Consider the following 25,209-nt stretch of genomic DNA (forward strand, 5'->3'; position numbering starts at 1 on the left):
AAAGCCGTGTTGGCTTTATCAAGGACGTACCATCATAGTTATCACACCAGTAACATCTTTCACTTTGGCAAATCGAAGTAGGGCATTGCTCAGATCATCGGTTGAGCTGGCAGCCAAGTGAACAACAAAGCCAAACCGGTTTACGCTTCCCAAGACGATCTGCTTGGCGTTCGCTAACGAAATGGCCAGATTTTCTTTCTTTACGCTCTCTCCCTGGATCAATATTAGGCTTTCAATGACCATACGAGTAAAGGTTTAGGTGATTCCTTACCGTTAAGGCTCACAGGAAGATTGGTCGAAGCCTGACAAAGGGTACATTAGACAAGCAGAAAGCCCCGCAAATGGAACTTATGAGCCTTAAAACCCTATCCATGAAACACGACGTGTGCTGATTGGCTTGCCTTTGTGGCGGCACTGAGCTTGAGCAGCATGAGCTTTCTTCTGGGGCTTCGTACTCGATCAATTCTATTTCATAAGCCTGGATCTCCTCTTCGAACTTTTCCCGTGCGGCCAGCACCAAACGAGTTAAGGGTTTGAATACTTCACTGGTTGATGGCGTTTGCATACTGGAGGGATCGCTAACAACGGCTCCCCATAGGTTTGGTACAATCGTCCAGTCGTCTTAGTTTTTTTTGCTGAATCGTCTGCCGAGGACCAATTAGAGAAGAGAGCATGAGTATAGCTGTTAATGCCACAAAATCCAGTGGGCACTTCATTCGGTAAGCAATGTCGATAAGCCACGGGCGTAGGGGTTCTGCTATCATTTCGGGGTCAAGTAGCACGACCCCAGTAAGCTGTCGGTGATTGGTAGAGAGTCTGGCCAGTCTATTTTCGGCACCGCCCGCTGCTAATCTTGACTAAAAAAGCGGAGTCAAAGCCTTCCGTATTTACATCATATTGCTACCTTCGTAGTGCGTAGCGTTCATAGTATTAGCGTATTAGCCGCCGTTTGGGACCCAAACCCAACGGCGGTTTTCCATTATAGAAGTGTGACCGTGAACGATGGTACTACGCTTGTTTCGGGTGGTGCCTTTAGTAGCGGCCGATGTTAGTTCGTCAACCGTCATACAACGTCCGTTCTCAATTCAATCCATCAATTCGCTACGAAGGAAATTCAAGCGCTTGCCGGGGCGGTGGCTAGGGGTGCGCCGTTTGTGTACTAGGTCGTACACAGTGGCTGTAGTTACGTCTAATAACTCGGCAGCCTGCTGAACATTAAGCTTGACTTTAGCCTTAGCGTGGGTTGCGTAAAGCTAAAGTCAAGCTGATTCAATAGGGGAATAATACATTAGTTGAATGACTGAACCCATCAGTGTTGATATAAAAGCTCTTCCCACTGCTGCTGAAGTGATTGCAGCGGTTTCTTCATTGGCTTTCCATCAAAGACTTCAACAGGTAGCCAGGTAACCGTATCGGGATCAACGGAAAGTTTTATACTAATAGGCTGCCAATTAGATCTAACCAGTGCCGAAAATAAGTCTAGGCAGGATTCAATATCATTCCCACCGACGCTGGATTCAAGGAATCCCGCCAGAGGATTGTAGCAGGTAAAATAGAGGGTTACCATCTGGAAAGCATGGTTTGGTTCTACCGACGAATTTTAAAATAGAAAAACCTCAAGGGGCTTGTTATTCGCAGGAATTTTCAGGCCGCCCGCTATAACAGGAAGTCAAACCCAGTCGAACGTATCACCCAATGGCCGGCCTGACAGCAGTTGATTTCAGCTTAACCTTTCTCGGGGCCTATCTCCTGAAAATGCTAGGTCAAAAGTAGGCCCTATGCCTCCCCTAAAACGATAAGAAATGATCCAAAAACAATAAAAATTGGTCCAATTAGCCCTATTGTGGACTTAACCTACCCGGAAAGCAGCCCTGACGCCTAACCGTTAACCAGAGAGCCGACATAACCTCGAGGCTCTATGCCCGAGCCCAGTACCCTGTATGGCACCTCGCCCATCACCATTGTAGTAGATGTGATTGGAGTCAATGGCGTAGCCACCAGCGGGCAGGCTACCGGTATGGTCACTAAGGATAGTAAGACCAGCCTCAGTTCTCCCGGCAGCGCCACCATAGTGAACAATCGGCCTGTTGAGAATAATGCATGGATTTTTGATCCTAACTCTGATCGGTCAAGGCTATATAGGAGGTAGCTTACGAAGGTTGAGTGGTAAACTATTCGGGTAGACTATAGCGCTCATAGCCTGACGAACGACCCTACTAACCAGATTTATCCTTAAGTAAGTCTGGTTAGTAGGGTCGTTCGTTGTTTTAAATTATTCTAAAAGAATTGAAACTATAGGTGTGTTTATTTACGGCCTGAATACCTTTAGCTATCTTTTTCTGTAAAGCTGAATTTGTTTAGTTCGAGTACTTACGCCTACAGCCAGATAATCTGGTCGGACCTGTAGCACATGTCGGCCACGGATAACCAACCCTTTGAAGCGCCTTAACCAAGATTCAACATCTTCAGGCTTGTAATACTTCGTGTTTCCAAAAGAACGGCTCGATTCCAGGCCGAAAGCTTCGCGAAGGTAGTCGAACGCAACGGGCGTAATGTTGTGCTTGAGGCAGATGAGCGGTTTACTTAAGTAACCCGATGTCGACTGGGCAGTGGGAGGCTTATTATGAACCGGCCTAAACTTAGAAATAGCCTCCTGTTCCAGTCGATCCAAGTCAATTTCTTCGCAGGGGAAAAAATTATACCGAACGAATTCTTTGCCGGAGAATCGGTGGGTAATGAGCTGCGAATACAGATTTTTTGTCTGCCCAACATAAGTGACCTCATCATTATCATCGATCAAATAATAGACGCAGGGCTGGTTCTGAAATTGTCTCGCGTTATCGAGAATTTCGCTTAAATCAAGGTGTTTCTGGTGCATTTTTAGCGCGTTTTTCATGTATTAAATATACTACTAAAAATACTTATATACAACAAAAAAGGCCTATATTTTTTCAACTTTTTTTTACCTTTGAGCATGAGCGGACGGAAACAAAAAAAGCAGGATATTCAGGGGAAATGGTTAAGGGAAGCCCTAGCCAAACAAGGGGTTACGGTGTACCGATTAGCTAAAGAATTAGGCTACAGTCGGGAGAAATTTTATCGGCACATTAACAACAAAACGTACCTAAGCAGTGAGTCGCTGGCGGAGATTGCGCGTAAGTTTCCGACGATGAACATGCGATTTGTCTTAACTGGCGAAGGGACGCCGACGCTCTAGTTGAGAGATTGTGTGACTTTGTTTTTGATTGATTGTCGGCTAGATTCTGGCGGGTGCTAATTCTTATGCGTCTTCGTTGCAGATGCACACAGCGAACAGGTTCAGTAGCTTTAGTCAACTAAATACAAGAGCTTTTGTGGTTGGTAAACAGATTAGTCTGGAGTCGGTTAGTACGATACACCTATTCGTACATGCTCATGAAAACAACTCGTCAACTCATCCTACTGGGACTGTGGAGTATTCTGATACCAGCCTATGCCCAAAAGACTAAAAAGGAAGCATCTACAACGGCTAAATCAGTAATTGTTGCACAAGGAGAAATTGTGCGCTGGCCCGGAAACTGTTTGCGATGCAGCTTCGAAAAACGGGCTTGGGCTGCTGTAAACGGTACGTGTTATTATCCAGTTGATATGGATATGAAGTCCGGCACCTATACTATCTCCCGCCGGACGACGGGTGGAAAACTCGAAAGTGCTCGACTGATCGTAACGGAAAAGCCGTGTGTTCAGGAAGACTTCACGAATTTTCCGAAGAAGGAGTATGTAAACGTATCGACTCAGAACCAGGCTCGTGCGGCTAAAGAAGCGAAGCAGGTCAATCCGCTGATTGCTTACAAAGCCGATGTACGGCCAGCCGTATTCGATCTGCCAATTGGCAAGCCTGCTGATCCGCTCCCAAAAGGTGAAGGTAATTTTGGTGCTTGTCGCACATTCAATGGGCAGCCCCGCGACCGGCATACTGGTCAGGATTATCCCGTCGGGGAAGATAAATCAGTTCTCAGTGCCGGTAATGGACGGGTACTATTGGCGGCTAATCTGTTTTATAGCGGGAACTCTGTATTTATTGATCATGGCAATGGCTTGATCTCCGAATACTTTCATTTAAAAAGTTATACGGTGAAGCCGAATCAAACTGTCAAGAAGGGGCAGAAAATCGGTCTTGTCGGCGAGACTGGACGCGTAACGGGACCACATCTGCATTTTGGCGTCCGCTGGCATGGCGCTTGTGTCAACCCAGGTTATTTACTGATCGATCCGTCGGATATGACTGAAGTTAAGTAGAGTTAAACACAAAGCCACCAAGAACACAAAAACTATAAAGCTCAGTTTAGAACTCCGTGTTGTCTGTGGCTCTGTGTTTACTTAATGCTAGTAGAATTTCTCAATATATAAAGCTGTTCGTAACTCGATCAGAATCTGATTGATTCGGTCTAGCTTGGGCCGATCGGGGAGGGGACTGTTAGTCTGCTACATCGACCTGGATAAGTTTTTGTTCAGCCAGTTTAATCAGGTCGTCGTATTCGAACGCGCCCGCCCGAATCTGTAGTAATTCGTCGCGGTTTGGCCGACGAACCAGTACCTGTCCACTTTCCAGAATTTCGATAGCCATATCCAGCAGTCTAAACAGTGTGCATCATGTTGTTGGCATCGTAGTTTTTGTAATAACTCGAATAGCCGTCGTGATTGACGTAGAAATAAGCCCGTGCCTTTTAATCTAGTTGATTGCGTAGCCCGCAAATGTCTCCCGGCATACTTTCGACAGAAAATCGCTCGGTTGTAGTTGGGCAACTAAAGGGTGTTTGTAAACAATGCAATCGGCGGGGGCACAAAGGAGTTCGAGAATAGTTGGACGGTTGGCCACTACTATTGTTTTTGGATAAAAGCTCAATAAATCGGCCTAGCTCGTAAAAGATTACGTCGTTTTATCATCATTGACCTGCTTAACGTAGTGCAGTCCCTAGAGTTCTATCTGTGGCAGGATAAATACGCCCCGAATGCAGTCAAACAAAATAAGCTTGCGGTCGTGGAGGTCCTGAATCGTCATAGACCTGCAAAGCAAACGTATCAAAAACCTTTTTCAATTTGTGTGAAAGGCTCAGTACGATACGTATTGCCTGAATACCAGTTAGTTAAATCCATGTTGCCATTTCTGAGCAATGGCCAAAGCTGTTTCTAGCATCGTGGAATTCCAGTTTTCGACTTGCCAGGCGGAATTGGCTAAACTGGACGAGCGAAGAAGGTGCTGAGCTTGTTGATAATTAGTTGCCGTCTCGAGAATCGTAGAAAGCTCAGTCTGTTGAGTATGTAGCAAATGATTTTGTAGCGGAGACGAGCTTATATCGAAAGGGACCAATGGAAGAAATAGATTCTCTGGCGGTATGGTGTTGGTATAAGTCGTTATGATGTCATCCATTCTTAAAAAATCCTCCTGAAATAAGCGCCGACTTTCTTCTGTTATCAGTCCGCTGCCAAGCTGCTCAAGCACCACAAAATTCAGATTGGGGCATTGCGCGATTACCTGCTCCAGCAATTCAAACACTTCCATTGGAACAGCCTCATCGTGTGTATCGCGTCTGATTCGTTTTTCCGGTTCTGTCGAAGACGATGTCCAGCTTCCACCCGAAATATGAATTTCGCGTACTCGATCCAGCGGGTAAAGCGAAAGCAAATCGGAAACAGCAACACTAAAATTCTGACTTTGGCAATACAGATTGTGCAGATCTAAAATGATAAATCCGTTAATCGGTTCAATTAACTGATTCAGGAAATCGCCATGTTGTTTCACTTCATCCAGGGAATAAGCAAACGCCAGATTTTCTAATCCCACCGGGCAGTTGCAGGCATTCTGAATGCGTTTTAGGCGATCCTGTCCCAAGGCAAGCGTTGATGAGATAAAAGGAACGCTAATGGGGGCACCTTTATGAAAATCCTCTCCCGTCATAAACCCGAAATGCTCGGTAATATGATTGAACGTAAATTCACTGGCCAGCTTCTTTAAACGATCCAGCCACTCCTGCTGAGCAGTTGTCCACTTCCCCGCGAAAAGGGAAAAGAATACACCATGACCAATCAGCCGGTTTTCCTGACCATACGCCTGTAGTAATTCCGCAAACCAATCAGGAATCTGATTATGCTGATAAAGCGTATCGAATGACCACTCAATCGCCTGAACTTTTTCCGCTTCAAAAAGAGGAAGCGTTGCCTGCAAAATGTTGGTATCTACGTTGCAGGCAATAGACGAATAAATTTTAGGCATAGCGAAAGTCACTTAAACGAACGATTAACCCATACCGCAAGCCGGGCAGTTGTAAGGTTCGCGTTGCTGCTCACCCTGAGGCGCTTTGGGATCAATGACTTTGTCTTTCGTGCAGGAGCTAATTGTCGTGACGGTAACGGCTACGGCAATAGCCTGAAGTAAGGGTTTAGAAAGTTTCATGGCTCTAATTTTCTGAGTAAAAAGCAGGAAAAGGTGTGCCTGAGAGAAACAGAGCACAAACAATAGACTCAGGCCAGTATAATAGGGTTGGACTGCTACGCATTCTTTTTGAAGATGAGCTCTGGCAGTGAAGAACCGTGATTAAACAAAAGGCCAAATAAGATATCTGATCTTATTTGGCCTATAAAAAAGATAAGGTTCCCTGATCATCGCAGAGAACCTTATACTGACTATTCCTAAACCCTTAACCTTTTCTACATGAAAAACTAACTTTTACTCTTTTCTGTTCCAAATCCCGTTTTAAAACGGGATTTAATTAAGATTACTGAACGTCAGCGGCTTGGCTGATAAATTGATCGGCATTCCAGAGGAAATTGATCATCCGGACCGTATGATCGGCCTGGTTCGTCCAACGGCTGGCTTCGGCATTTTTATGCTTAACCAGTGTATTCGTTACTTGAGCAGCGGCTTCGTTGAACTTTATACGGTCGGCAGGGCTAACATTTAGCACAGCGGCCGGATTTTGATTGTACAAAGAGACTACGCTCATAAAGTTTTGCCAGTTGGTAGTTTGTGCAAATTTGTTGTTGTTACGTCCGACATAAGAAGCGAACTGCTTTTGTGAACCATTAACAAGCATAGCACTTGCCGGCTTGGTGGCTGCCGGGCTATCATCAGTGTTGGTGGTGGTAGCCGCGGTTGCCTGACTTGTCGCTAATCCTAATCCAAGAATTACCGACGCAAAGATAACACGCGTTTTCATTGATTTGTTCTATTTTCGTTTCAACTAGATAACGCACAAAGGTCTATTGAAAGTTCTAAAACACAAAGACTCTACAGGTGCCGGTCAAAATATTATTCCGAAATTAAGTATTGATTAGCCTTATTTAAAGCTCTTTGTAAACTGGTAATACTGTTTAATCGAAATATTATTTCGAATTGTACGTTTCTAATATATAAAAAATATTGTCTTCAAATAATGAAAGATTCTTTAAAAAATTATATCATTGGTTGTAATTGTTCATGGCTATTTGTATCCCCATAGTACAAAAACTTAGTGCAGCGTCTCCAGCTCGGTCTAAATAAGCTGGTAATTGGATCAATTCGTCCTCTGGAAACTGTCCCAAAACAAAATCAACCTGCCGGCCTTTCGAGAAATTATTGCCGATTCCAACCCGTAATCGTGCGTACTCCTGGGTAGTAAGTGTCTCATCTATACTACGTAAACCATTGTGCCCTCCCGGCGATCCTTTGGGCTTCAGGCGAAGCTTGCCAAAGGGTAAATCTTTGTCGTCTGTAATAATGAGGATATTCTCGACCGGAATGTTTTCCTGTTTCATGTAATAAGCCACCGCCCGACCGCTGAGGTTCATATACGTAGTGGGTTTTACGAAAAACAACTGCTTGCCTTTATGTTGCCATTTAGCCGTATAGGCGAGACGGGTCATTGAGAAATCGAAACCATGTTGAGCCGCCAGTCGATCAAGAACCATGAAGCCGGCATTATGCCGAGTTAGTGCGTATTCGGGGCCAATATTGCCCAAGCCAACAATCAAAAATTTCATCTACTATTCGTTTAATAAAGCTACCGACTCACGATAGCTGGTTTGTGTGCCGTCGGGAAGCTGATAATCCAGACGATACACATAAATACCTTTGGGGGCTGGTTGGCCGTTAACTTGCCCATCCCAGATAGAGTCGCCGGTAGAAACCTCAAAATTAGCACGATTATACATCACTACTCCCCAGCGGTCATAAACTGTAAATCGCGAAATGGTTAGGGATGGAAACCCAAAGTGAATGGTAAGCGCATCATTGACGTGATCAGCATTGGGCGAAAAAGCCGTTGGCAAATGAATCGTACTCGCGCAATCGAAGGGGACCACTATGTTCTGGGAGACCGTGCAATTATTGGTGTCTCTGGCAACAAGAACGTAACTTCCTGCTTTCAGGCTCGAAAAATTACTGGTACGTTGGAAAGCCTGGCCGTTGATCGAGTAATCAATGGTGCTCACCGTATTCGCCGACGTAATCAGGATGGCCCCATTAGGCTGTCCACATCCTGCAGGCATCGTCTGGACACGAGCGAGTTGAGGCCCTGTGCTGGCGGCTACACTAATCGTTTGGCTAACCGCACAACCCGTGCCATCCCGCGCCTGCAGAACATAATTGCCGGACTGTAACCCAGTAAACGTATTGCCCGTTTGATACGTCTGGTTATCGATACTATACTGTATGGGATTATTGCCTCCCGAAGTTGTCATTGTTACTGAACCGTTGGCTTGTCCACAGGTGGTGGGCAAACCCGTTGAGCTGAGAACGGCCATTGAGTTAGCGGCTGGAAGCGCAATGGCTTTGTTAAATTCGCATCCATTGTCATCACGTACGCGAAACGTGTAGGTGCCGCCAGCCAATTTGCTGAAAAGCGGACTGGTCTGAAACGTACTTCCGTAATCAATAGAATAGGTTAGCGGAGCTTTTCCTCCGCTGGCTACTACGCTTACTTCACCATTCGCCGTTCCACATTGGGGTGGGGTAGCTTTTAAATCACTAATGATCGGTCCAGATACGGAAGTAAGCGTAATCGATTGCTCAGACTGGCAACCCGCTGCATCTTTTGCTTTGACGTTATACGTTCCCGGTCCAAGCCCAGGAAATATGGGCGATGTCTGAAACGCTCCGCCGTTAAGGCTGTACTGCCAACCGGTGGCACCCGTCGCTGCCGTCAAAGCAATTGAGCCACTGGTTCGACCGCAGCCTGGATTGGTCGGGATAGCGGTAAACGTTGGTTCGATTACTTCAATCGTTACCGGAATAGCAGGGCTTTCGTTCTTGTAAAGAGTCTGGGTAATATAAAACGTAGTGGTTTTGGTAATAGTTGGATTGAACGTATTGCCTTTCGCAATCGGATTCGTACGCGTCGGTGAGCTGTACCACTGGATATTCTTACCCGTAACGATCAAACTAATGGGGCTGCCTTTACAATATTTGGTAGGGGATTTAAGTACAATTCGATACAGTTCGACCTTGCCACTTCCAACGATCGTGCAGGTACTATTCGTCATGTTTTCGTAGGTGCCAATCAGGCTTTCCTCCGTTGGGTTGTAGGTTAGCTTACCACGCCAGAAACAGATGCCTTTTACGGATGTACTACCGTTCTTGTCAGCCTCGCTAAAATTGACCTGATTTGATACTATTTGCCCCGATAAATAAGCAAGTCCGCCAAACGGCACATTGGGATTCGAGGTTTCCGTAGTACCACCCAACGCGCTGCCGTTCTGAGTAATCGTCATCGTGTAGTTATAAACAGCCTGATTAGGGTCCGCTGGATACGTAACGCCAAGCCAGAAACCCGATACGTCCTGAGCCTGACTTCCAGCGGCTGTCAGAATAAGCAGTAGCAAAAGGCCAAGGGTATTACTTTGTTTCATGACCAACAGGATCTTCTCATTAACTAAACAAAGCTAAAGCGACACTAAAGTAGTGACAATACTGCATTTGTATGATTTATCCGTCGATAGGCAAAATCCCCATTGCAGTCAGTAGATAGTCAGCAGCCGTTTGTATTCTGATGGCTTACAATCTAAGATTATCAATTATCAACTGAAGACTATTACAACTATTTTTACTCCATGAACCAACAACGCCTGATTCTGTCCAGTCCTTTGCTCGAAATTGTGGTTAGCCGGCTGACGCAGCAGTTAATCGAAAATTACCAAAATTTTGCCGATACCGTTATTTTGGGGATGCAACCACGGGGAATTTATTTTGCTGAACGGGTCAGCCGGGAGTTAAGTCGAACGTTAAATTACGATGTACCGCTCGGCTATTTAGATGCTACGTTCTACCGTGACGATTTCCGTCGACGGGATACGCCCCTTCGTCCGAACACAACCAACGTACCATTCATCATTGAAAACAAGCGCGTGATTCTGATTGACGACGTACTGGCAACGGGCCGGATGGTACGAGCTGCTCTGGATGCCATGACCGCATTTGGCCGTCCGCGAAAGGTTGAATTACTGGTACTGATCGATCGACGTTACAATCGTGATTTGCCGATCAAACCCGATTATACGGGGATGCGTGTCAATACACTAGAGTCGCAACAGGTACTGGTTGAATGGACCGAGCAGGGGGCTGATGCCGATCGAATATGGCTCGTTGGTTAACGGTGAAAATAAGTAGAAATTACCACAAAATTTCTTGATGAAAATTACTTAAAGTTTTGTTAATTTTGAAGATTGTTACGAGCAATGATTAGCTAACAATTTGTGTAAGGGGTTCGACAATTGGTTGGTTAATTGTGAAGTTTGAGTCAGTGAGTTCATTTATACATACCAATAGTTATAGTAAATTCGCTTAACCTAACTAGAACAACAAAGACTACCCAACAATTGAAGACTCAGTTACATCCACACCCTCTTTTTATTGTTTTTTGGTTATTGCTTATCGGAGGAGTTTCGCCAACTCAGGCTCAAACTATTTATAAAGTTACAGGGCTGGTAACCGATGCGAATACAGGTGAACCTATCCCCTTTGCGAGTGTGGCGCTGGTTGGGCGTCGGGTTGGCGTTCTTACTGATGAGCAGGGTCGCTATACGCTGAATGCCAAACTCCTTACTGACTCAATGGCCGTTAGCTCGCTCGGCTACAAAACGCTACGTAGGGCCATTGATCCCGAGCGGCTGACGCAAGCTGTCGACTTTAAACTGGAATCAGCCGGAAATGCGTTGCAGGAAGTAACCGTAAGAGCCGGTGAAAACCCAGCGTGGCGTGTGCTACGTCAGCTTCGCAAAAATCGCGGTCTAAATGATCGAAAACGACTGGCGGCTTACGAATACGACAGCTACGTTAAGACCGAAATAGCCCTTAGCCACGTAACAGAACGCATGCGCAAAAATCCGCTCATCAAGCGGATTAACGAGGCCATGAGCAAACAGGACTCGATTGTCGATGACGATGGCCATCGATTGCTGCCATTATTGGCTTCGGAATCAGTTTCTCGTTACTATTTCCGAAGCAGTCCCGAACGTAAACGTGAAGACATTCGGAAAACCCGGATCAAAGGCGTGGCCGTTGATGATGCAGGTCTGAGTTCGCAATTGCTGGGAGGCACGAACCTGGTTAGCCAGAATTTCTACGATAACTATATTCCGATTCTGGGTAAGGATTTTGCTTCACCCGTTGGCGATAACTGGCGGGGCTGGTACGAATTCTTTCTGGCCGACACGACCCAGATTGGCGATCACATTTGCTACGAAATTCAGTTCGATCCTAAACGAAAGGAAGATCTTGCCTTCATCGGCAAGGCTTGGATTGATACCACTACGTTTGCGCTTTGCCAGATCGAAACCCGCATTGGCGACCAAGCCAACCTGAACTATGTTCGGGGTCTTACCATTGAACAGGAATTGGAAACAACTACCGATTCAACGGCGGGGAACTCAGGTACGGCAGGTTGGTTACCAGTCAGTATCAAACTGACGGCAAATCTGACAGGTGTTGGTAAACAGTCACTGGGGATGCGGGCACAGGTAACGCTACGTAACAGCAACATCATTGTGAACCGACCGCACCCGGCGCTCTTTTATGAACAGCCGATTGAGCCAAGCGATACGGTCGCAACGACCAACGAAGCGTACTGGCATGCCGTTCAGCGGAATCTTGCTGGTCCTGATTCGTTGAGTAAAGAGGACCAGAAATCCCGTCAGATTATTGATAAACTCCGGGCCGTACCCGCTGTGAAAATGGCCGAAGCCGTAGGAGAGGTAGCTATCACTGGATTCTATAAAGTCGGTGGCTTAGATCTGGGACCGTATCCGTATTTGTTCGCTGTTAATAGCATTGAAGGCCTACGAACGCGGATTGGTTTCCGGACGAACGATCAATTTAGCCGGAGCTGGATATTTCGTGGTTATGTGGCTTACGGTACACTGGATGGCCAATTCAAATATGGAGCTGAAGCCGACTATTTGTTTTCGCGACAGCATTGGACCGTAGCCGGTGTCCGGGTAGCCGACGATATTGAACGGTTAGGATTGACCCCTGAATTGATTGGCGGCAACCGAATCTTTTACGCACTGAGTCGCTTTGGTCGGGTTCGGGGTGGTTACGAAAGTTTTCAAAAGGAAGTTTTCTTTAAAACCGAGCCGGTTAAAGGTGTATTGATTACGGCAATGCTGGGTAGCCGGACATTCGATCCTTATTTTAACTTTCTCTATAAAGCCCAACCTGAACTGGGCGATCAATCTCCATTGCGATCTGAGATTAATGACGCCTTCTGGTCGATCGAAGCGCGTTTGGCCCGGAAAGAAAAGTACATCATGGATGGTAACGAGCGAATCACGCTGGGTACCAAACGAGCCCCTATCCTCACCATCCGATACACGCACGGCGCAAAATCACTCGGAGGAGATTATAACTATGATCGCATAACGATTCGCGCGCAACAGACATTCCGGTTGGGTACTCTGGGTCGGACAACTTATTTGCTATCAGCTGGTTATACGCCATCAACGTTACCCGCTCCGCTGCTGTTTCCGCATATTGGAAACCCAACGCCCTTGCTAACGACCAATACGTTTAACCGGATGAATTACTACGAATTTGTCAGTGACCAATTCGTGGCTATTCACGTGCAACATCGATTTGAAGGGTTGCTGTTTAACCGGATTCCGGGTATTCGCAAATTGAACTGGCGATTGATTGGCAACGTTGATGCACTTTGGGGAACACAGTCGAAAGCGAATCAATCGCTGGAAACGAATAGGCTCCTTCCGAATGGACAGCGATCGGTTCGGTTCGGCACGCTTGATCCGAAAATTCCTTACATGGAGTTGGGCTACGGAATCGATAATATTTTCAAGCTAATTCGAATTCAGGCGATTCACCGGTTGAATTATCTCGGTGATGGGCTGAATGGAATCCCAATCAATTCCTTCGCTCTTAAGGCATCGGCGACCATTAGTTTTTAGCTTTCGATGGGTGTAGCACGGGTTTCCAGGGCAACGGCGACCGTCCGTGCTACGTAACTTTCTGCTGTCATCGGGAGTTGATTGGAAAACAACCACTCGTATGTCGCTCGTTGCCCCCGCTACTGTCTGGAAAGTTTCTGGCGAAAGTCGGACTGAAGCCCCTGATTTAGTAGCTGTTGAAGAACCGCTGGAAATTAGATTGGGTTTTGGCCCTGCCAACGACCGGCAGCAACGACCCGTATCGGTTACGATGCGAACACCCGGCCATGATGAAGAACTGGCGATGGGTTTTCTCTTTACCGAGGGAATCATCCAGCAACGTACCGACATTGTTTCCTGTCGTCATTGTGTACAGGATTCACAGAAAGAAGGCAACGTTCTCCGCGTTGAACTCCATCCCAGCGTAGTGGTCGACTGGGCGCGGCTCGAACGGAATACCTTTACCTCGTCAAGTTGCGGACTTTGCGGGAAAGCCACCATTGAAGCCGTCATGGCACTTACTCCCGGACCTATTCAGGCCGATTTTAGCGTGAAGCCGACTACACTTCATGCTTTACCGGGGCGTGTCCGTGAGACGCAACGAGCCTTTGCGTATACGGGAGGATTACACGCTGCGGCTTTGTTCGACGCTGACGGTAAACTGTTACTTATCCGGGAGGACATTGGCCGCCACAATGCTTTAGATAAACTTATTGGGGCGGCATTCTGGCAAAACTGGTTGCCGCTTAGTCAGTTCGGCGTTTTCCTGAGCGGACGTATCGGCGTTGAGCTGGTTCAGAAAAGCTGGCTGGCGGGTGTTCCGTTCCTGGCCGCCGTGGGTGCCCCATCGAGCCTGGCCGTACAAATGGCGCAGGAAGCCGGAATGACACTAGCGGGTTTCGTACGTGACGAACGATTTAATCTATATAGTGAACCAGAGCGAGTAGATGAGCAAGTGGTGCGCGAAATATCTGCTACGTAGTCGGTAAAAGCATCGTTAAGGCTCCCGGTCGAATGTCGGCTTTTAATTTGGTAATCCGGCCACGATACTCCCCATCTATCTGAAAATAAGCCCGTCGTTGCGTTTCGATCACGACAGAAGTGGCGGGGTAAATCTCAATGTTTTTTGGGTCGAAGGGCTTAAAGCGCCAAAAAAGTTTTAGAATTGACCAGAACGATAAGCGCCGAAAAATAACTACCTCAAACTGTCCATCAAAGGGCGAGCCATCGGGATTGATCACTGCCCCCGTACCATACATACGGGCATTAGCCAGTACCACCATAAGAGCAGCCCGATGAACACACTCCTCACCAACTGTGATCGATATACGTAGTAACCTCCTTTTCCTCAGTACGTTAACTACGCTTCGAAGATAGCCCAATTTGCCCCTCAGGTTATTTTGCTCGTAGTGTTTCACAATCTGCGCGTTTAGCCCTATATCGCTTAGATGCAGGCACAGATCACCGTCGTTGACGGAAATGATATCCACTGGTTTTGGCGACCCATTCACCAGTGCGTCCAGACTGCCCCGAACATCGGGTGGTATCCCCAGCTCGCGAGCCATACCATTAGCCGACCCCGCTGGTAACACCCCCAGCATAAGGTCTGTATCAAGTAGGGCCGTCGCGACAATTTTGAGGGTGCCGTCGCCCCCAACCGCTACAACACAATCGGGTTTATGCTGGGTAATCTGCTGACGAAGGAGCTGATCGTCGGTTTTTCCATCAAAATGAAACTGGTGAATGCGGTGGGGCAAATCAGCGAAATAGGTCTGTATACCTTCTTCCCAAAGGCTTTTGTCCTGGCCACCCGAAACGGGATTAATAGCAAATAAAAAGGTCAACTTATAAGCTGATTAGCGGTTATAAACAATATATAGCCAGTTGCGTACTAGAAACCCACATAACTGCTACGTATGAGTAAACAAAAAATAAGCCTGAAGGGTAAAATATTTCGCTATTTCTTAACACTGCTACGGTTAACGGATCAGCCTACAGTGAAGGTATACCGCGGGTTTGGTACAGCTGACCGATTGACTGTTTTCGGCCATGCCTTTCGGAGAAGTGCGCTGCCCAGGAAGAACTACCGTGATATTGATTTAGTAAATCTGCTGGCCGTAATCCGGTTGTTTTTGGTACGTCCATATTCACAGGCGCTGGTGCGCATTCAGGTTGGTGAGCAGGAAGTGCAGACACAGGCTGATGAGAATGGCTATTTTCGGATAGACGTGTCGTTAAACAAGCCATTACCTTCCGGCTGGCATCGGGTGCAGGCACAGCTCACACAAACCATAACCTCCGAAACAATACTGGCCGAAGGTGAAGGAAACGTATTAATTCCATACGCAACTCAGTTTATCTGTATTTCCGATATTGACGATACGTTCCTGGTGTCCCATTCGGCCACGATTGCCAAACGATTGCTGGTCTTGTTAACGGAAAACGCGCATAGTCGGATGCCTTTTGATGGAGTCGTTTCCCATTATCAATTGCTTGCCCAGGCTAACAGCGGTCCTGAAGCAACGAATCCATTCTTTTACGTATCGAGTAGTGAGTGGAATTTGTACGACTATATTCTGGAGTTTTCTCAGAAAAACAGGTTGCCCGATGGCGTTTATCTGTTGAGCACGCTGAAACGTTTATCGCAGGTTCTGCAAACAGGCAAAGGTAAACACCATACAAAATTTGACCGAATCAAGCAGATCATTGAAACATACCCCAGTCAGCAATTTATCTTATTAGGTGACGATTCACAGCAGGATCCCATTATTTATGAGTCCGTTGTTCAGCAGTTTCCGGATCGTATTCGTTGTGTTTATATCCGGCAAATTCACGCTGAACATAAAGCCAGAACAGAGAGTTTGATGGCTAAGATCGAAACGAAGGGTGTGTTCACGTGCTACTTTGCGCATAGTGCCGACGCCCGGCAACATTCAGTAGATATTGGCTTAGTCGCTACGTAGCACTACAATGAAACAGAACACGCCCCCTGAAGAACTAACTGGCAAACTCGAAGTCGACAAACCCTATGATGAAGCGGCTGGTTTGCCCGCTATTGCTGCCTCTTTCAAATACGTATTGCGCGGAACAGGACCGGCTCGTGGCTGGAAAGCACTGGTTAATATGAACCAGAAAGATGGCTTTGACTGCCCGTCCTGCGCCTGGCCCGATCCGGATGGACATCGATCAAATATTGCAGAATATTGCGAAAGCGGTGCCAAAGCCGTTGCCGATGAGGTCATGACCAACCATACGGCATCCCCCGTTTTGTTTCAGCGCTATTCCGTTGATGAATTGATCAAGAAACCGGATTTGTGGTTGGGACAGCAGGGCCGTTTAACGCAGCCTATGATTCTAAAACCTGGCGCAACCCACTATGTACCTATTGACTGGTCTGATGCTTTCCAACTCATTGCCGATCAACTACATGCGCTCGATTCGCCCGATGAAGCAATTTTTTACACATCGGGTCGAACGAGTAACGAAGCCGCTTTTGTATATCAGCTATTCGTTCGGATGTTTGGTACAAACAACATGCCCGACTGCTCGAACATGTGCCACGAATCGACCAGTGTGGCGCTGGCTGACTCGCTTGGATTGGGAAAAGCCTCGGTCAAATATGAAGATTACGAAAAAGCCGATGTGATCATGATTATGGGCCAGAATCCGGGTACCAACGCGCCCCGCATGCTAACGCCCCTCGAAACAGCCAAACGTAACGGTGCCAAAATTATCTCCGTTAATCCATTACATGAAACCGGACTACTCAAGTTCAAGGACCCACAAAGTCCGCGTGACATGCTGTTTGGCGGGGAAAAAATGACCGATGTATTTCTGCAAATACCGATTAATTCCGATATGGCTCTGTTAAAAGCCATGTGTAAACTGCTGCTGGAAGAAGAAAAAAAATCCGCCACAGCGGGCCAGTCAGGAAAAGTGCTGGATCAGAAGTTTATCCAGCAGTACACATCCGGTTACCATGAGTTTGTGAAAAGTCTGGATCAGTTTGAGTTGAACGAATTAGCAGCTCAATGCGGTCAAACCGTAGCGCAGATTCAGGAAGCAGTTGATTTGTTTAAATATACTCCGAAGTTGGTTATCTGCTGGGCTATGGGCCTAACGCAGCATCGTAATGCCGTTGAAACGATTAATGAAATTATTAACGTACTGTTGCTCAAAGGGAGCATTGGTATCGAAGGGGGAGGAGCTAGCCCTATTCGTGGACATAGTAACGTACAGGGCGACCGTACTATGGGCGTTTGGGAGAAGCCGAAGCCTGAGTTTTTAGATGCTCTCAAGCGGGTGTTCAACTTTGAACCGCCCCGCAAAGATGGATTTGATACAGTAAAATCGGTAAAAGCCATGCATGAAGGCAAAGCCAAGGTCTTCTTTGGACTAGGCGGCAACTTTGCGATGGCTGTATCTGATACAAATTATACTGCCGAAGCGCTGAGAAAATGTAAACTTACTGTTCACGTATCAACTAAACTGAACCGGAGCCACCTTATTCACGGCGAAACGGCCCTGATTCTTCCCTGTCTTGGACGTACTGATCGTGATAAGCAGGCCACTGGCGAGCAGTTTGTCAGTTGCGAAAGCACGACTGGGGTAGTCGCGCAGTCGCATGGTGTTGTTGATCCGGTCGTCAATACGCTCAAAAGTGAAGTGGCTATTCTTTGTGAATTGGCAAAACGCGTAGTGTCAACTGTTCCAGTCAATAAAGACTCAACCGTTACGATTCCTGGCCAGGATGGTCACCACTACATCAATTGGGATGCCCTCGTCGCTAATTACGACCTGATTCGTGACATGGTTGAAAAAGTTGTGCCGGGATTCAATAATTATAACCAGATGGTTCGTCGACCGGGCGGTTTCTACATTCCGAACGGTCCGCGGGATCGTAAGTTCAAAACAACGGACGGCAAAGCCCATTTTACGATCAATACGCCGACTCACCACAAGTTGGAAACCGGCGAATTACTATTAATGACGATTCGGAGTCACGATCAGTTCAACACGACGGTTTATGGTAATAACGACCGCTACCGGGGCATTCATAACGAACGCCGTGTTGTGTTCATGCATCCTGACGATATTGCAAACTTAGGCTTACAGGAAAAACAGGTTGTGGATTTACACAGTCGTTACGACGGCCAACTACGTACTGCTCACCGTTTTATTGTCGTTTCATACGATATTCCACGTGGCTGTACAGCAGCTTATTTTCCCGAAACAAATGTGTTGGTCCCGATTTCGTCAATCGCTGAAAAAAGCCACACGCCTATTTCAAAGTCTATTGTGATTACGGTGACACGGGCAGCAGATCGTTAGTAAAAGGAAAGCGGCTGTAACTCTAGAGCCACAGCCGCTTTCCTTTTACTAACGATTAGTTTTGAAAATATTCAATTTTATCGGCATCTGAATTGTTATCCACTTTCAATTCTCCCTTATTGCCGCCCATAACAATTGAGCTAATGGTTAATGTACCTGTAGTAGCTCCTGTTGTCAAACTTCCACTTAAACCGAAGGATATTTTATCACCGGGAGCAATAGCTTGTGAGGTGGTCAATACATAGTAATTGGGATCTGAATTACCATCAAACGTCCAGGCGTTATTTTGTACATCTCGGTTATTAGCCTTAGTCATAGTTGGATTTAGAGTCAGATTCACGCGAGAATCCCTCGTAATCTTGACCGTTATAGGACCACTGGTAGCTACTGAGTTCAACTCAACTATGTCTACCACAGCCGTAAAGTCTGTAGTGCCATATTGGATAGTAGGCCGAACGTAAAACAAAGGGGTTAGATCGGGAGGTAAAACGTAGTTCGCTGTATAAGTTGTATTAATATCAGGTATTGTAATGTTCCCATTGACGTCAGGCCCCTGCGTCCATTTGCTAAATCCGTAAGCCTTATTGGTCTGCATCTGAGTTGTTGTCGCAGCCAAGCTTACAATAAGCCCTGATACAAATTGTTGTGTACGGGGGGTAGTAACGGGTTGACCATCTAACGTAAGTGTCAGGCCAGGCGGATTAGTTGCGAAATTAATGGTCACTATTTTTGGGTCAATATCGACAAAAGTTGTAGCGACTCCTCCCCTTGAATCTGTTACAGTCAAAATAAGCCGATAGAAGACATCCGCAGATACTTCATGCCCCTGGTTGGGAATAGTAAACTGTCCATTTGTAATTCCAATGGGTATAGTCGGGCCAGGATGATAATGTACATTATGATGAAACTCGACGGTCCACCTAAAGGCACTGGCGGGTAAAATTCCATCTTCAGGATCAACGGCGGTACCCGAAAAATTAATAACATCCCCAGCCCGATAAATGGTGTGATTTGTTGGTGATAAGATCATGGCTACTGGTAACTGGTTCGACGTTGTGATTGACAATGTAGCCGGGTTACTGGTTGCACTGCCAGCAGTATTACTAACAATTACCTGATATTGACCAGCATCACTAGCTGTTGTACTGGTAATAGCATAACTGGCAGATGTGGCCCCACTTATATTACTGCCGTCTTTTTGCCACTGATAAGAAAGGGGAGCAGTGCCCGTAGCATTAACCGAAAACATTGCAGGTTGGCTTTGAGGCACAGTTAAACTTATTGGATGACTAACTATATTGGGAATAGTGTTAGTCGTATAGATAATTTTATAAAGCGAGCCAAAATCGCGGCTAAAAAAATACAGGTTTCCATCTGGTCCTACCTCTAAGCTTGTCAGATGGCTTGGTAAGAAACTGGCAAATATTGAACGGGTAACTGTAGGACCTGATAAATTTAGAGTGCTAATTTCATTGGAACAAAAGTCCATATAGAAATACTGTCCTGAATAAATGGCAGGATAGGTGGTTGTATTCGGATTAAAAAACGCTCCGCCCGTAATAGCGCACCCCCATTCGTTAGCATTACTATTGTGTCCATATGTATAGATTGGGTTGGTGTAAACCGAATTTGTACTATTCCCTTCTACATTGGACCAACCGAAATTAAGACCACCACTAGTAGCATCGTTGATTTCTTCCCATGTGCTTTCACCGACATCATTGACAAAGATTCGGCCTGTTCCTGGCTGTATGTCAAATGTGAATGGATTTCGTAAGCCATAAGCCCATATACGTTTTCGCTGTTCCGAACCTATTGTGAATGGGTTGCCGGATGGAACGCTACCATCTGGGTTGACGCGGAGAATTTTTCCCATGTAAGTATCTAAACTTTGTCCAAAACCAGGATGACGACTGTCGCCTACAGCGATGTATAGTTTTCCATCAGGACCAAAATTTAAAGCTCCACCATTATGCTGGTTAACCTGATAAACTGGATCTAGATCTAGAATTGCTGTTTCACTTTCAGCTATAGCTATATCTCCGGCGGCTGTAAAACGACTAATACGATTATGAAAGGTCCAAAATGGTGGATCAATGAATGTATGATAGACATATACATAGCCATTATTAGCAAAATCAGGATCTAGTGCAATACCATTTAATCCTGATTCCCCATTTTGATACGTGTTTGGTACTATCACAAAGGGTGTGGGTAATAAGCTACCATTCTTAATAATGCGTACTTTTCCATCCTGCTCCGTTACGAAAATTCGTCCATCTGGTGCAAATGCCATGCTGGTAGGACTGTTTAAGCCATTAGATACCAATACTTGGCTAAAACCCGGTGGATAGGTTTGACCATAACAATAGCTAACTATAAACAGAAACACCAATAAAATGGATTGTGATCTAAGCGTCTTCCTGACACTTAGGGCTACTAAATAAATTTTATTAAAATTCCTGATTGATTTGTAGGGAGTTTTCATGAAGTTGGATTTGATTACTTTTTAATTGTTCATACACGGTAAATAATTACTAAGTATTTACATTATGCATTTGATAAAAATATACATATGATAATATACAAAAGAAAATGCAATAATAATCTTGGAAATGAAAGTTTATTCATATTTATTGAGATTTCTTCACTAGATAGGTAAGCTCAACAGCTTTGTAATCACAAAATGCACTCCCTAGATTGGTTATGTATTTCTATTTGTCCAATGAGATCAACCCAATTAAGTGTGCGGACTTGCCTTATTTTATGAGGCACATGGTGCTTTAATGAGCATAATCCTATCGAAACCATACTTGGGCCGATTGGATAGTCTGCCATATTTATAAATTATATGTTACTATATATTTGCAAAGTTAATTTATTATTATTGAAATAATAAAAATATTTCCTTTAAAATTAGAAAATAGAGTACTGTGCACAAGAAATGTACAGATATTCACATAATAATGATTGATTATTAGGCTTTTAGGTATTGTATTCCAACTTCATATTTTATAACTTTCTATATAGGCGAGGAAACAAAAGAATATGACCCCATTATATGTGAAAAAGGGCAACAATAAGTTGCCATGAGGTCGGTAGAAGAGAACTCGTGAGATAAATTATTAGGATCCTGTAAATAAAGAATAAACTGAATTACTTTGTGGCTATGTAGAAAAAGTCAAGGCTACCAGCCGGATCGCTACTGACTATATAATCTGTATAATTGATTTCAGCAGCCAGACCATCAGCTTGCAGGAGCCGATTACGATTCAGACGATTCATTAGGTCGTAGGGAACCTGAAGTAGTCGACGGGGGAGTCGGTATTGCAGATTGAAGATATCGAAGCGCGTTAGTTTTTTGACGGACTCTTTGTTCTGCTCGTAATACGTCATAACTTTCTCATTGCCATGAATACCCCGCGCTTCAATTGTTGGGAAATATTTGGTTATAAGCAACTTTAAGTCATCGGCATAGTATTCCCGAACGTGCCAGGGATTGCGGGTTAGTGAGTACGTTTTGTTAACCGTTGTCAGTAGCAATTTCCCGCCTGGTTTCAGTACACGATGGGCTTCTTTAATAAATAGATCGTCGTTTTCAATGTGTTCAATTACCTGAAACGTAACGATGTAATCGAACGTATTGTCAGCTAAGCCCCTGAGCGGTGGAATATTGGCAGCCATGAATGTTGCATCGGGATACGCTTTGCCAAGCGCCGAAATCAACTCTGTGTTCTTATCAATACCCGTATAGTGGTCAGCGGCTTTTGTGAGTAATTCCAGCCCGCGCCCCCAGCCACAGCCAATTTCAAGTACGTGCCCGCTAACCATAGCAGCGGCTTCTACATACGGAAACAGCAATCGCTGGTGAACAGGATTATCTGAGGCAATTTCGGCGGAGGTGATTTCAGTAGTCTTATACATGTGCTTGCAATTCAATCAACAAAATTACTCTTTTGCACAGGTAAAGAAAAATGCACTCGGTTCGTAACCCAAATGAGCGTATTTTTTCGTTATAGATAATAATGTATATTGATACCTCTTCGGGGGCCTGGAAATTAAGTGATAATAAGCTTTTTATCGTCCAGACTAACTAAGAATTCGTATCAGAAAATAAGCGTAAGAATTGCTATTTATGCGTATTTTATCTGCTCTGTTTTTTATTGCTATCGTATCAGCTTGCTCTAGTGCCCAAAAAAAGACACAGCAAGCTCGTATCAATGCTGCCTATGATGCCCGTACGGAAGCACAGCGGAATCAGCCCGCTGCTCGTCCGGCTAGTAGTCAGCCATCTAATCCGTCTACTGGCTCGGCTAATCCGTCCCAGCCTAGCGTTGCTTCTGGCGATTCACGTTCCACTACGTCCCAGGCACCAGCACCGGTCAAAGTGATGGCTGATGGGCCGGCGTTGGGTACAACGCCAACTTTATCCAGCAAAACAACCGGCGAGTGGATGGTTACGTCGATCAAAGGTAAATTTTTGGTAACGGATTCGACCAACGTCAGGATCTACATGGATCTAACGGCCAAATCGCCCGGCGGACAGTCTGTACTGAATCCAACTGATTTTTCTGAGCATTTTCTGGTGGCTTATGTCATGTATCCGGATTATAACAACCGTGATCGACTGGCTTACGGAACAGTACCGCTTACAGCGCAGTCTGTCAATCAGCAAGGTGATCATCTCACGTTAACATTCGACCTAAAGCGCCCCAAGGATGCGGCCAATGCTGTACTGCTTACCGAAATTACGGAGACAAATACGGGGACCAAGGCACGTAACGATCTACCCTTACGCTTCAAGGTGACTAAGCTAAGTGATCGTTTTACGTTGTTTGATAAGCAGGGTAACCAGCCGCAGTTGCGCAATTTTGTGAATGCAGGTGACACCATTATTATTCGTGATGTGAACGGCACAAGTAAGCCACTCTTCGGCTATCGGTATCGGCACGATTTCGATGCCGCTTCGTCGCCTATGAATACATCATCGCGTCCAGCTACGAAATCGCTTACGGTCGATTCAACGTTAAACATTGCAACCAATCAGCCGTTTGTATTGCCGCGCGAAGGCTTATATTATTTTGTGGAAGACACAACGGCGGAGTCTGGTATTGGCTTAGTAGTTGCAGACAAACGATTCCCGAAACTAACCCGTCCCGAAAAACTTATCAAGCCAGTCTTATATATGAGCACCAGCAGCGAAATCGGTGAGCTAAATCAAGCGCAGGATACCAAAAAAGCACTTGATAAATACTGGTTAAGCCTGATGGCGGGGAATGAGGGTGTGGCAAAGAAAACGATAAAAGCCTATTTCGATCGTGTCGAAGAAGCGAATCGACTATTTACTACGTATAAGGAAGGCTGGAAAACCGATAAAGGCATGATCTATATCGTGCTGGGCGCCCCCGACCGCGTACAACGGAACCGGGAGCGCGAAGTTTGGGTTTACAATCGCCGGGCTAACGTCTCGGAGGTTAATTTTACATTTACGAAAAAACCCAATCAATTTGTCGAGGATCACTACGAACTGGTACGTTACATTGAGTATCAGCCGATTTGGTACCCGATTGTCGAAGCATGGAGAACCGGCGCAATCCGCGAATAAATCGCTCTAATCCTAATCGTACTACAAATGCTCGGCCTCAATTTCGTCCGCAACCCGACGAAATGGTGTTTGGTATTCAGTCCGTGATCGAAACACTTCGGTCTGATCAACAGATCGATAAACTGTATATGGAAAAGGGGCTTAGCAACCCCGACATTCAAAATCTGGCGTTTCAAAACCGGGTAACGATCCAGCGCGTACCGGTCGAAAAACTGGATCGTCTGACTCGTAAGAATCATCAGGGCGTAGTATGCCTGGTCGCGCAGGTTCAGTACGTTAAGCTTTCTAACGTAATTGCTGACGTATTTGAACGGGGTGAAACGCCGTTCATACTTCTCCTGGACCGTATTACGGATGTTCGAAATTTCGGTGCCATTGCCCGTACCGCTGAGTGTACGGGTGTGCAGTGCATTGTAATACCAGGCCGAGGGGCGGCAGCGATTAATTCTGATGCAATGAAAACTTCGTCGGGGGCCCTGAACCATATTTCGGTTTGCCGGGAACCTGAGCTGACAGAAACCATAAAGTACTTACAGCAGTCAGGTATTACAGTGGTTGCCTGTACCGAAAAATCGAGTCGTGACCTTTACGAACGTAGCACTGACCTAACTGGTCCAATTGCTATTGTTATGGGCTCGGAAGAAGACGGGATTTCGCCCGAGCTGTTACGTATGGCTGATAATCATGTTAAGATTCCGCTGCTGGGCGCAGTTGGTTCATTGAACGTATCTGTCGCAACTGGCGTCGTATTATATGAAGCTGTACGTCAGCGAAGTTTAGTCATAAACACAGAATCGTAGAATAATCCCAACCGAAAAATTAAAAAGCACCAGATGTTCGTCTGGTGCTTTTTTTATTAATATCCTAAGCTTCTACTTTGCGAA

23 protein-coding genes and 1 pseudogene are annotated in these 25,209 nt (G+C 45.7%); 10 read left to right on the forward strand and 14 right to left on the reverse strand.

Features of this window, described 5'->3' with window-relative positions; genetic code table 11:
* Nucleotides 1–18: 18 nt before the first annotated feature.
* From IC230_RS23680 to IC230_RS23695, 4 genes and pseudogenes are all read right to left on the reverse strand, one after another.
* Nucleotides 19–243 carry a hypothetical protein gene (locus IC230_RS23680; protein ID WP_191041546.1) on the reverse strand — a complete coding sequence of 75 codons (225 nt, stop codon included), beginning with the start codon at nucleotides 241–243 and terminating at the stop codon, nucleotides 19–21.
* Nucleotides 244–280: 37 nt separating this feature from the next.
* Nucleotides 281–610: a DUF3987 domain-containing protein gene (locus IC230_RS34835; RefSeq protein WP_191041712.1), complete on the reverse strand. Its 330-nt coding sequence runs from the start codon at nucleotides 608–610 to the stop codon at nucleotides 281–283.
* A gap of 475 nt (nucleotides 611–1,085) precedes the next feature.
* Nucleotides 1,086–1,208 (reverse strand): annotated as a pseudogene (locus IC230_RS34840) (helix-turn-helix domain-containing protein); the annotation flags it as partial.
* A 101-nt stretch (nucleotides 1,209–1,309) separates the two neighbouring features.
* Nucleotides 1,310–1,567 (reverse strand): hypothetical protein, encoded by a 258-nt coding sequence (locus IC230_RS23695; protein ID WP_191041547.1) that lies wholly within the window; start codon nucleotides 1,565–1,567, stop codon nucleotides 1,310–1,312.
* Nucleotides 1,568–1,918: 351 nt separating this feature from the next.
* On the opposite strand from IC230_RS23695, the gene IC230_RS23700 reads away from it, so the two are divergent.
* Nucleotides 1,919–2,149, forward strand: coding sequence for a hypothetical protein (locus IC230_RS23700; RefSeq protein WP_191041548.1), 231 nt, complete (start codon nucleotides 1,919–1,921; stop codon nucleotides 2,147–2,149).
* A gap of 180 nt (nucleotides 2,150–2,329) precedes the next feature.
* On the opposite strand, the gene IC230_RS23705 is transcribed toward IC230_RS23700, so the two are convergent.
* Complete coding sequence (locus tag IC230_RS23705; protein ID WP_191041549.1) at nucleotides 2,330–2,896, reverse strand: GIY-YIG nuclease family protein; 567 nt, start codon at nucleotides 2,894–2,896, stop codon at nucleotides 2,330–2,332.
* A 78-nt stretch (nucleotides 2,897–2,974) separates the two neighbouring features.
* Here IC230_RS23705 and IC230_RS23710 point away from each other — a divergent pair, with 78 nt between their 5' ends.
* Nucleotides 2,975–3,217: a helix-turn-helix domain-containing protein gene (locus tag IC230_RS23710; RefSeq protein WP_191041550.1), complete on the forward strand. Its 243-nt coding sequence runs from the start codon at nucleotides 2,975–2,977 to the stop codon at nucleotides 3,215–3,217.
* Nucleotides 3,218–3,414: 197 nt separating this feature from the next.
* Complete coding sequence (locus IC230_RS23715; protein ID WP_191041551.1) at nucleotides 3,415–4,278, forward strand: M23 family metallopeptidase; 864 nt, start codon at nucleotides 3,415–3,417, stop codon at nucleotides 4,276–4,278.
* Nucleotides 4,279–4,456: 178 nt separating this feature from the next.
* On the opposite strand, the gene IC230_RS34110 is transcribed toward IC230_RS23715, so the two are convergent.
* The 6 genes from IC230_RS34110 to IC230_RS23745 all read right to left on the reverse strand — a co-directional run bounded on the left by IC230_RS34110 (nucleotide 4,457) and on the right by IC230_RS23745 (nucleotide 9,864).
* The gene (locus tag IC230_RS34110; protein WP_223860807.1) at nucleotides 4,457–4,606 is read right to left on the reverse strand and encodes a hypothetical protein; all 150 of its coding nucleotides are present in this window, start codon (nucleotides 4,604–4,606) and stop codon (nucleotides 4,457–4,459) included.
* Between the two features lie 516 nt (nucleotides 4,607–5,122).
* Nucleotides 5,123–6,253, reverse strand: a complete 1,131-nt coding sequence (locus IC230_RS23725; protein WP_191041552.1) for a multinuclear nonheme iron-dependent oxidase — start codon at nucleotides 6,251–6,253, stop codon at nucleotides 5,123–5,125.
* A gap of 24 nt (nucleotides 6,254–6,277) precedes the next feature.
* Complete coding sequence (locus tag IC230_RS23730) at nucleotides 6,278–6,433, reverse strand: chryseobasin-related MNIO class RiPP peptide (protein ID WP_191041553.1); 156 nt, start codon at nucleotides 6,431–6,433, stop codon at nucleotides 6,278–6,280.
* Nucleotides 6,434–6,755: 322 nt separating this feature from the next.
* Complete coding sequence (locus IC230_RS23735; RefSeq protein ID WP_191041554.1) at nucleotides 6,756–7,196, reverse strand: hypothetical protein; 441 nt, start codon at nucleotides 7,194–7,196, stop codon at nucleotides 6,756–6,758.
* Nucleotides 7,197–7,437: 241 nt separating this feature from the next.
* Entirely contained in the window at nucleotides 7,438–7,998 is a 561-nt protein-coding gene (pth, locus tag IC230_RS23740; protein ID WP_191041555.1) for an aminoacyl-tRNA hydrolase, read from the reverse strand.
* A gap of 3 nt (nucleotides 7,999–8,001) precedes the next feature.
* Entirely contained in the window at nucleotides 8,002–9,864 is a 1,863-nt protein-coding gene (locus IC230_RS23745) for a T9SS type B sorting domain-containing protein (RefSeq protein ID WP_191041556.1), read from the reverse strand.
* A 201-nt stretch (nucleotides 9,865–10,065) separates the two neighbouring features.
* On the opposite strand from IC230_RS23745, the gene pyrR reads away from it, so the two are divergent.
* From pyrR to fdhD, 3 genes are all read left to right on the forward strand, one after another.
* Nucleotides 10,066–10,605, forward strand: coding sequence for a bifunctional pyr operon transcriptional regulator/uracil phosphoribosyltransferase PyrR (pyrR, locus tag IC230_RS23750; protein WP_191041557.1), 540 nt, complete (start codon nucleotides 10,066–10,068; stop codon nucleotides 10,603–10,605).
* Nucleotides 10,606–10,830: 225 nt separating this feature from the next.
* Nucleotides 10,831–13,410, forward strand: coding sequence for a DUF5686 and carboxypeptidase-like regulatory domain-containing protein (locus IC230_RS23755; RefSeq protein ID WP_223860808.1), 2,580 nt, complete (start codon nucleotides 10,831–10,833; stop codon nucleotides 13,408–13,410).
* 100 nt (nucleotides 13,411–13,510) lie between these two features.
* Nucleotides 13,511–14,371 (forward strand): formate dehydrogenase accessory sulfurtransferase FdhD, encoded by an 861-nt coding sequence (gene fdhD, locus IC230_RS23760; protein ID WP_191041714.1) that lies wholly within the window; start codon nucleotides 13,511–13,513, stop codon nucleotides 14,369–14,371.
* On the opposite strand, the gene IC230_RS23765 is transcribed toward fdhD, so the two are convergent.
* Nucleotides 14,364–15,233 (reverse strand): diacylglycerol/lipid kinase family protein, encoded by an 870-nt coding sequence (locus tag IC230_RS23765; protein ID WP_191041558.1) that lies wholly within the window; start codon nucleotides 15,231–15,233, stop codon nucleotides 14,364–14,366. The genes fdhD and IC230_RS23765 overlap by 8 nt on opposite strands.
* A 72-nt stretch (nucleotides 15,234–15,305) precedes the next feature.
* Between IC230_RS23765 and IC230_RS23770 the strand changes: the two genes are divergently transcribed.
* A complete protein-coding gene (locus IC230_RS23770; RefSeq protein ID WP_191041559.1) occupies nucleotides 15,306–16,352 on the forward strand; it encodes an App1 family protein in 1,047 nt (348 codons plus the stop codon).
* 7 nt (nucleotides 16,353–16,359) lie between these two features.
* Nucleotides 16,360–18,720 carry an FdhF/YdeP family oxidoreductase gene (locus tag IC230_RS23775; protein ID WP_191041560.1) on the forward strand — a complete coding sequence of 787 codons (2,361 nt, stop codon included), beginning with the start codon at nucleotides 16,360–16,362 and terminating at the stop codon, nucleotides 18,718–18,720.
* 55 nt (nucleotides 18,721–18,775) lie between these two features.
* On the opposite strand, the gene IC230_RS23780 is transcribed toward IC230_RS23775, so the two are convergent.
* Together IC230_RS23780 and IC230_RS23785 are read right to left on the reverse strand one after the other, a co-directional pair.
* Complete coding sequence (locus IC230_RS23780; protein WP_191041561.1) at nucleotides 18,776–21,208, reverse strand: PQQ-dependent sugar dehydrogenase; 2,433 nt, start codon at nucleotides 21,206–21,208, stop codon at nucleotides 18,776–18,778.
* Between the two features lie 668 nt (nucleotides 21,209–21,876).
* Nucleotides 21,877–22,644, reverse strand: coding sequence for a class I SAM-dependent methyltransferase (locus IC230_RS23785; protein WP_191041562.1), 768 nt, complete (start codon nucleotides 22,642–22,644; stop codon nucleotides 21,877–21,879).
* Between the two features lie 211 nt (nucleotides 22,645–22,855).
* Here IC230_RS23785 and IC230_RS23790 point away from each other — a divergent pair, with 211 nt between their 5' ends.
* Together IC230_RS23790 and rlmB are read left to right on the forward strand one after the other, a co-directional pair.
* A complete protein-coding gene (locus IC230_RS23790) occupies nucleotides 22,856–24,325 on the forward strand; it encodes a GWxTD domain-containing protein (RefSeq protein ID WP_191041563.1) in 1,470 nt (489 codons plus the stop codon).
* Complete coding sequence (gene rlmB, locus IC230_RS23795; protein WP_191041564.1) at nucleotides 24,298–25,125, forward strand: 23S rRNA (guanosine(2251)-2'-O)-methyltransferase RlmB; 828 nt, start codon at nucleotides 24,298–24,300, stop codon at nucleotides 25,123–25,125. Before IC230_RS23790 ends, rlmB begins: the two co-directional genes overlap by 28 nt.
* The last annotated feature ends 84 nt before the right edge of the window (nucleotides 25,126–25,209 follow it).

The sequence above is a fragment of the Spirosoma validum genome, from assembly GCF_014699035.1.
GTDB lineage: Bacteria > Bacteroidota > Bacteroidia > Cytophagales > Spirosomataceae > Spirosoma > Spirosoma validum.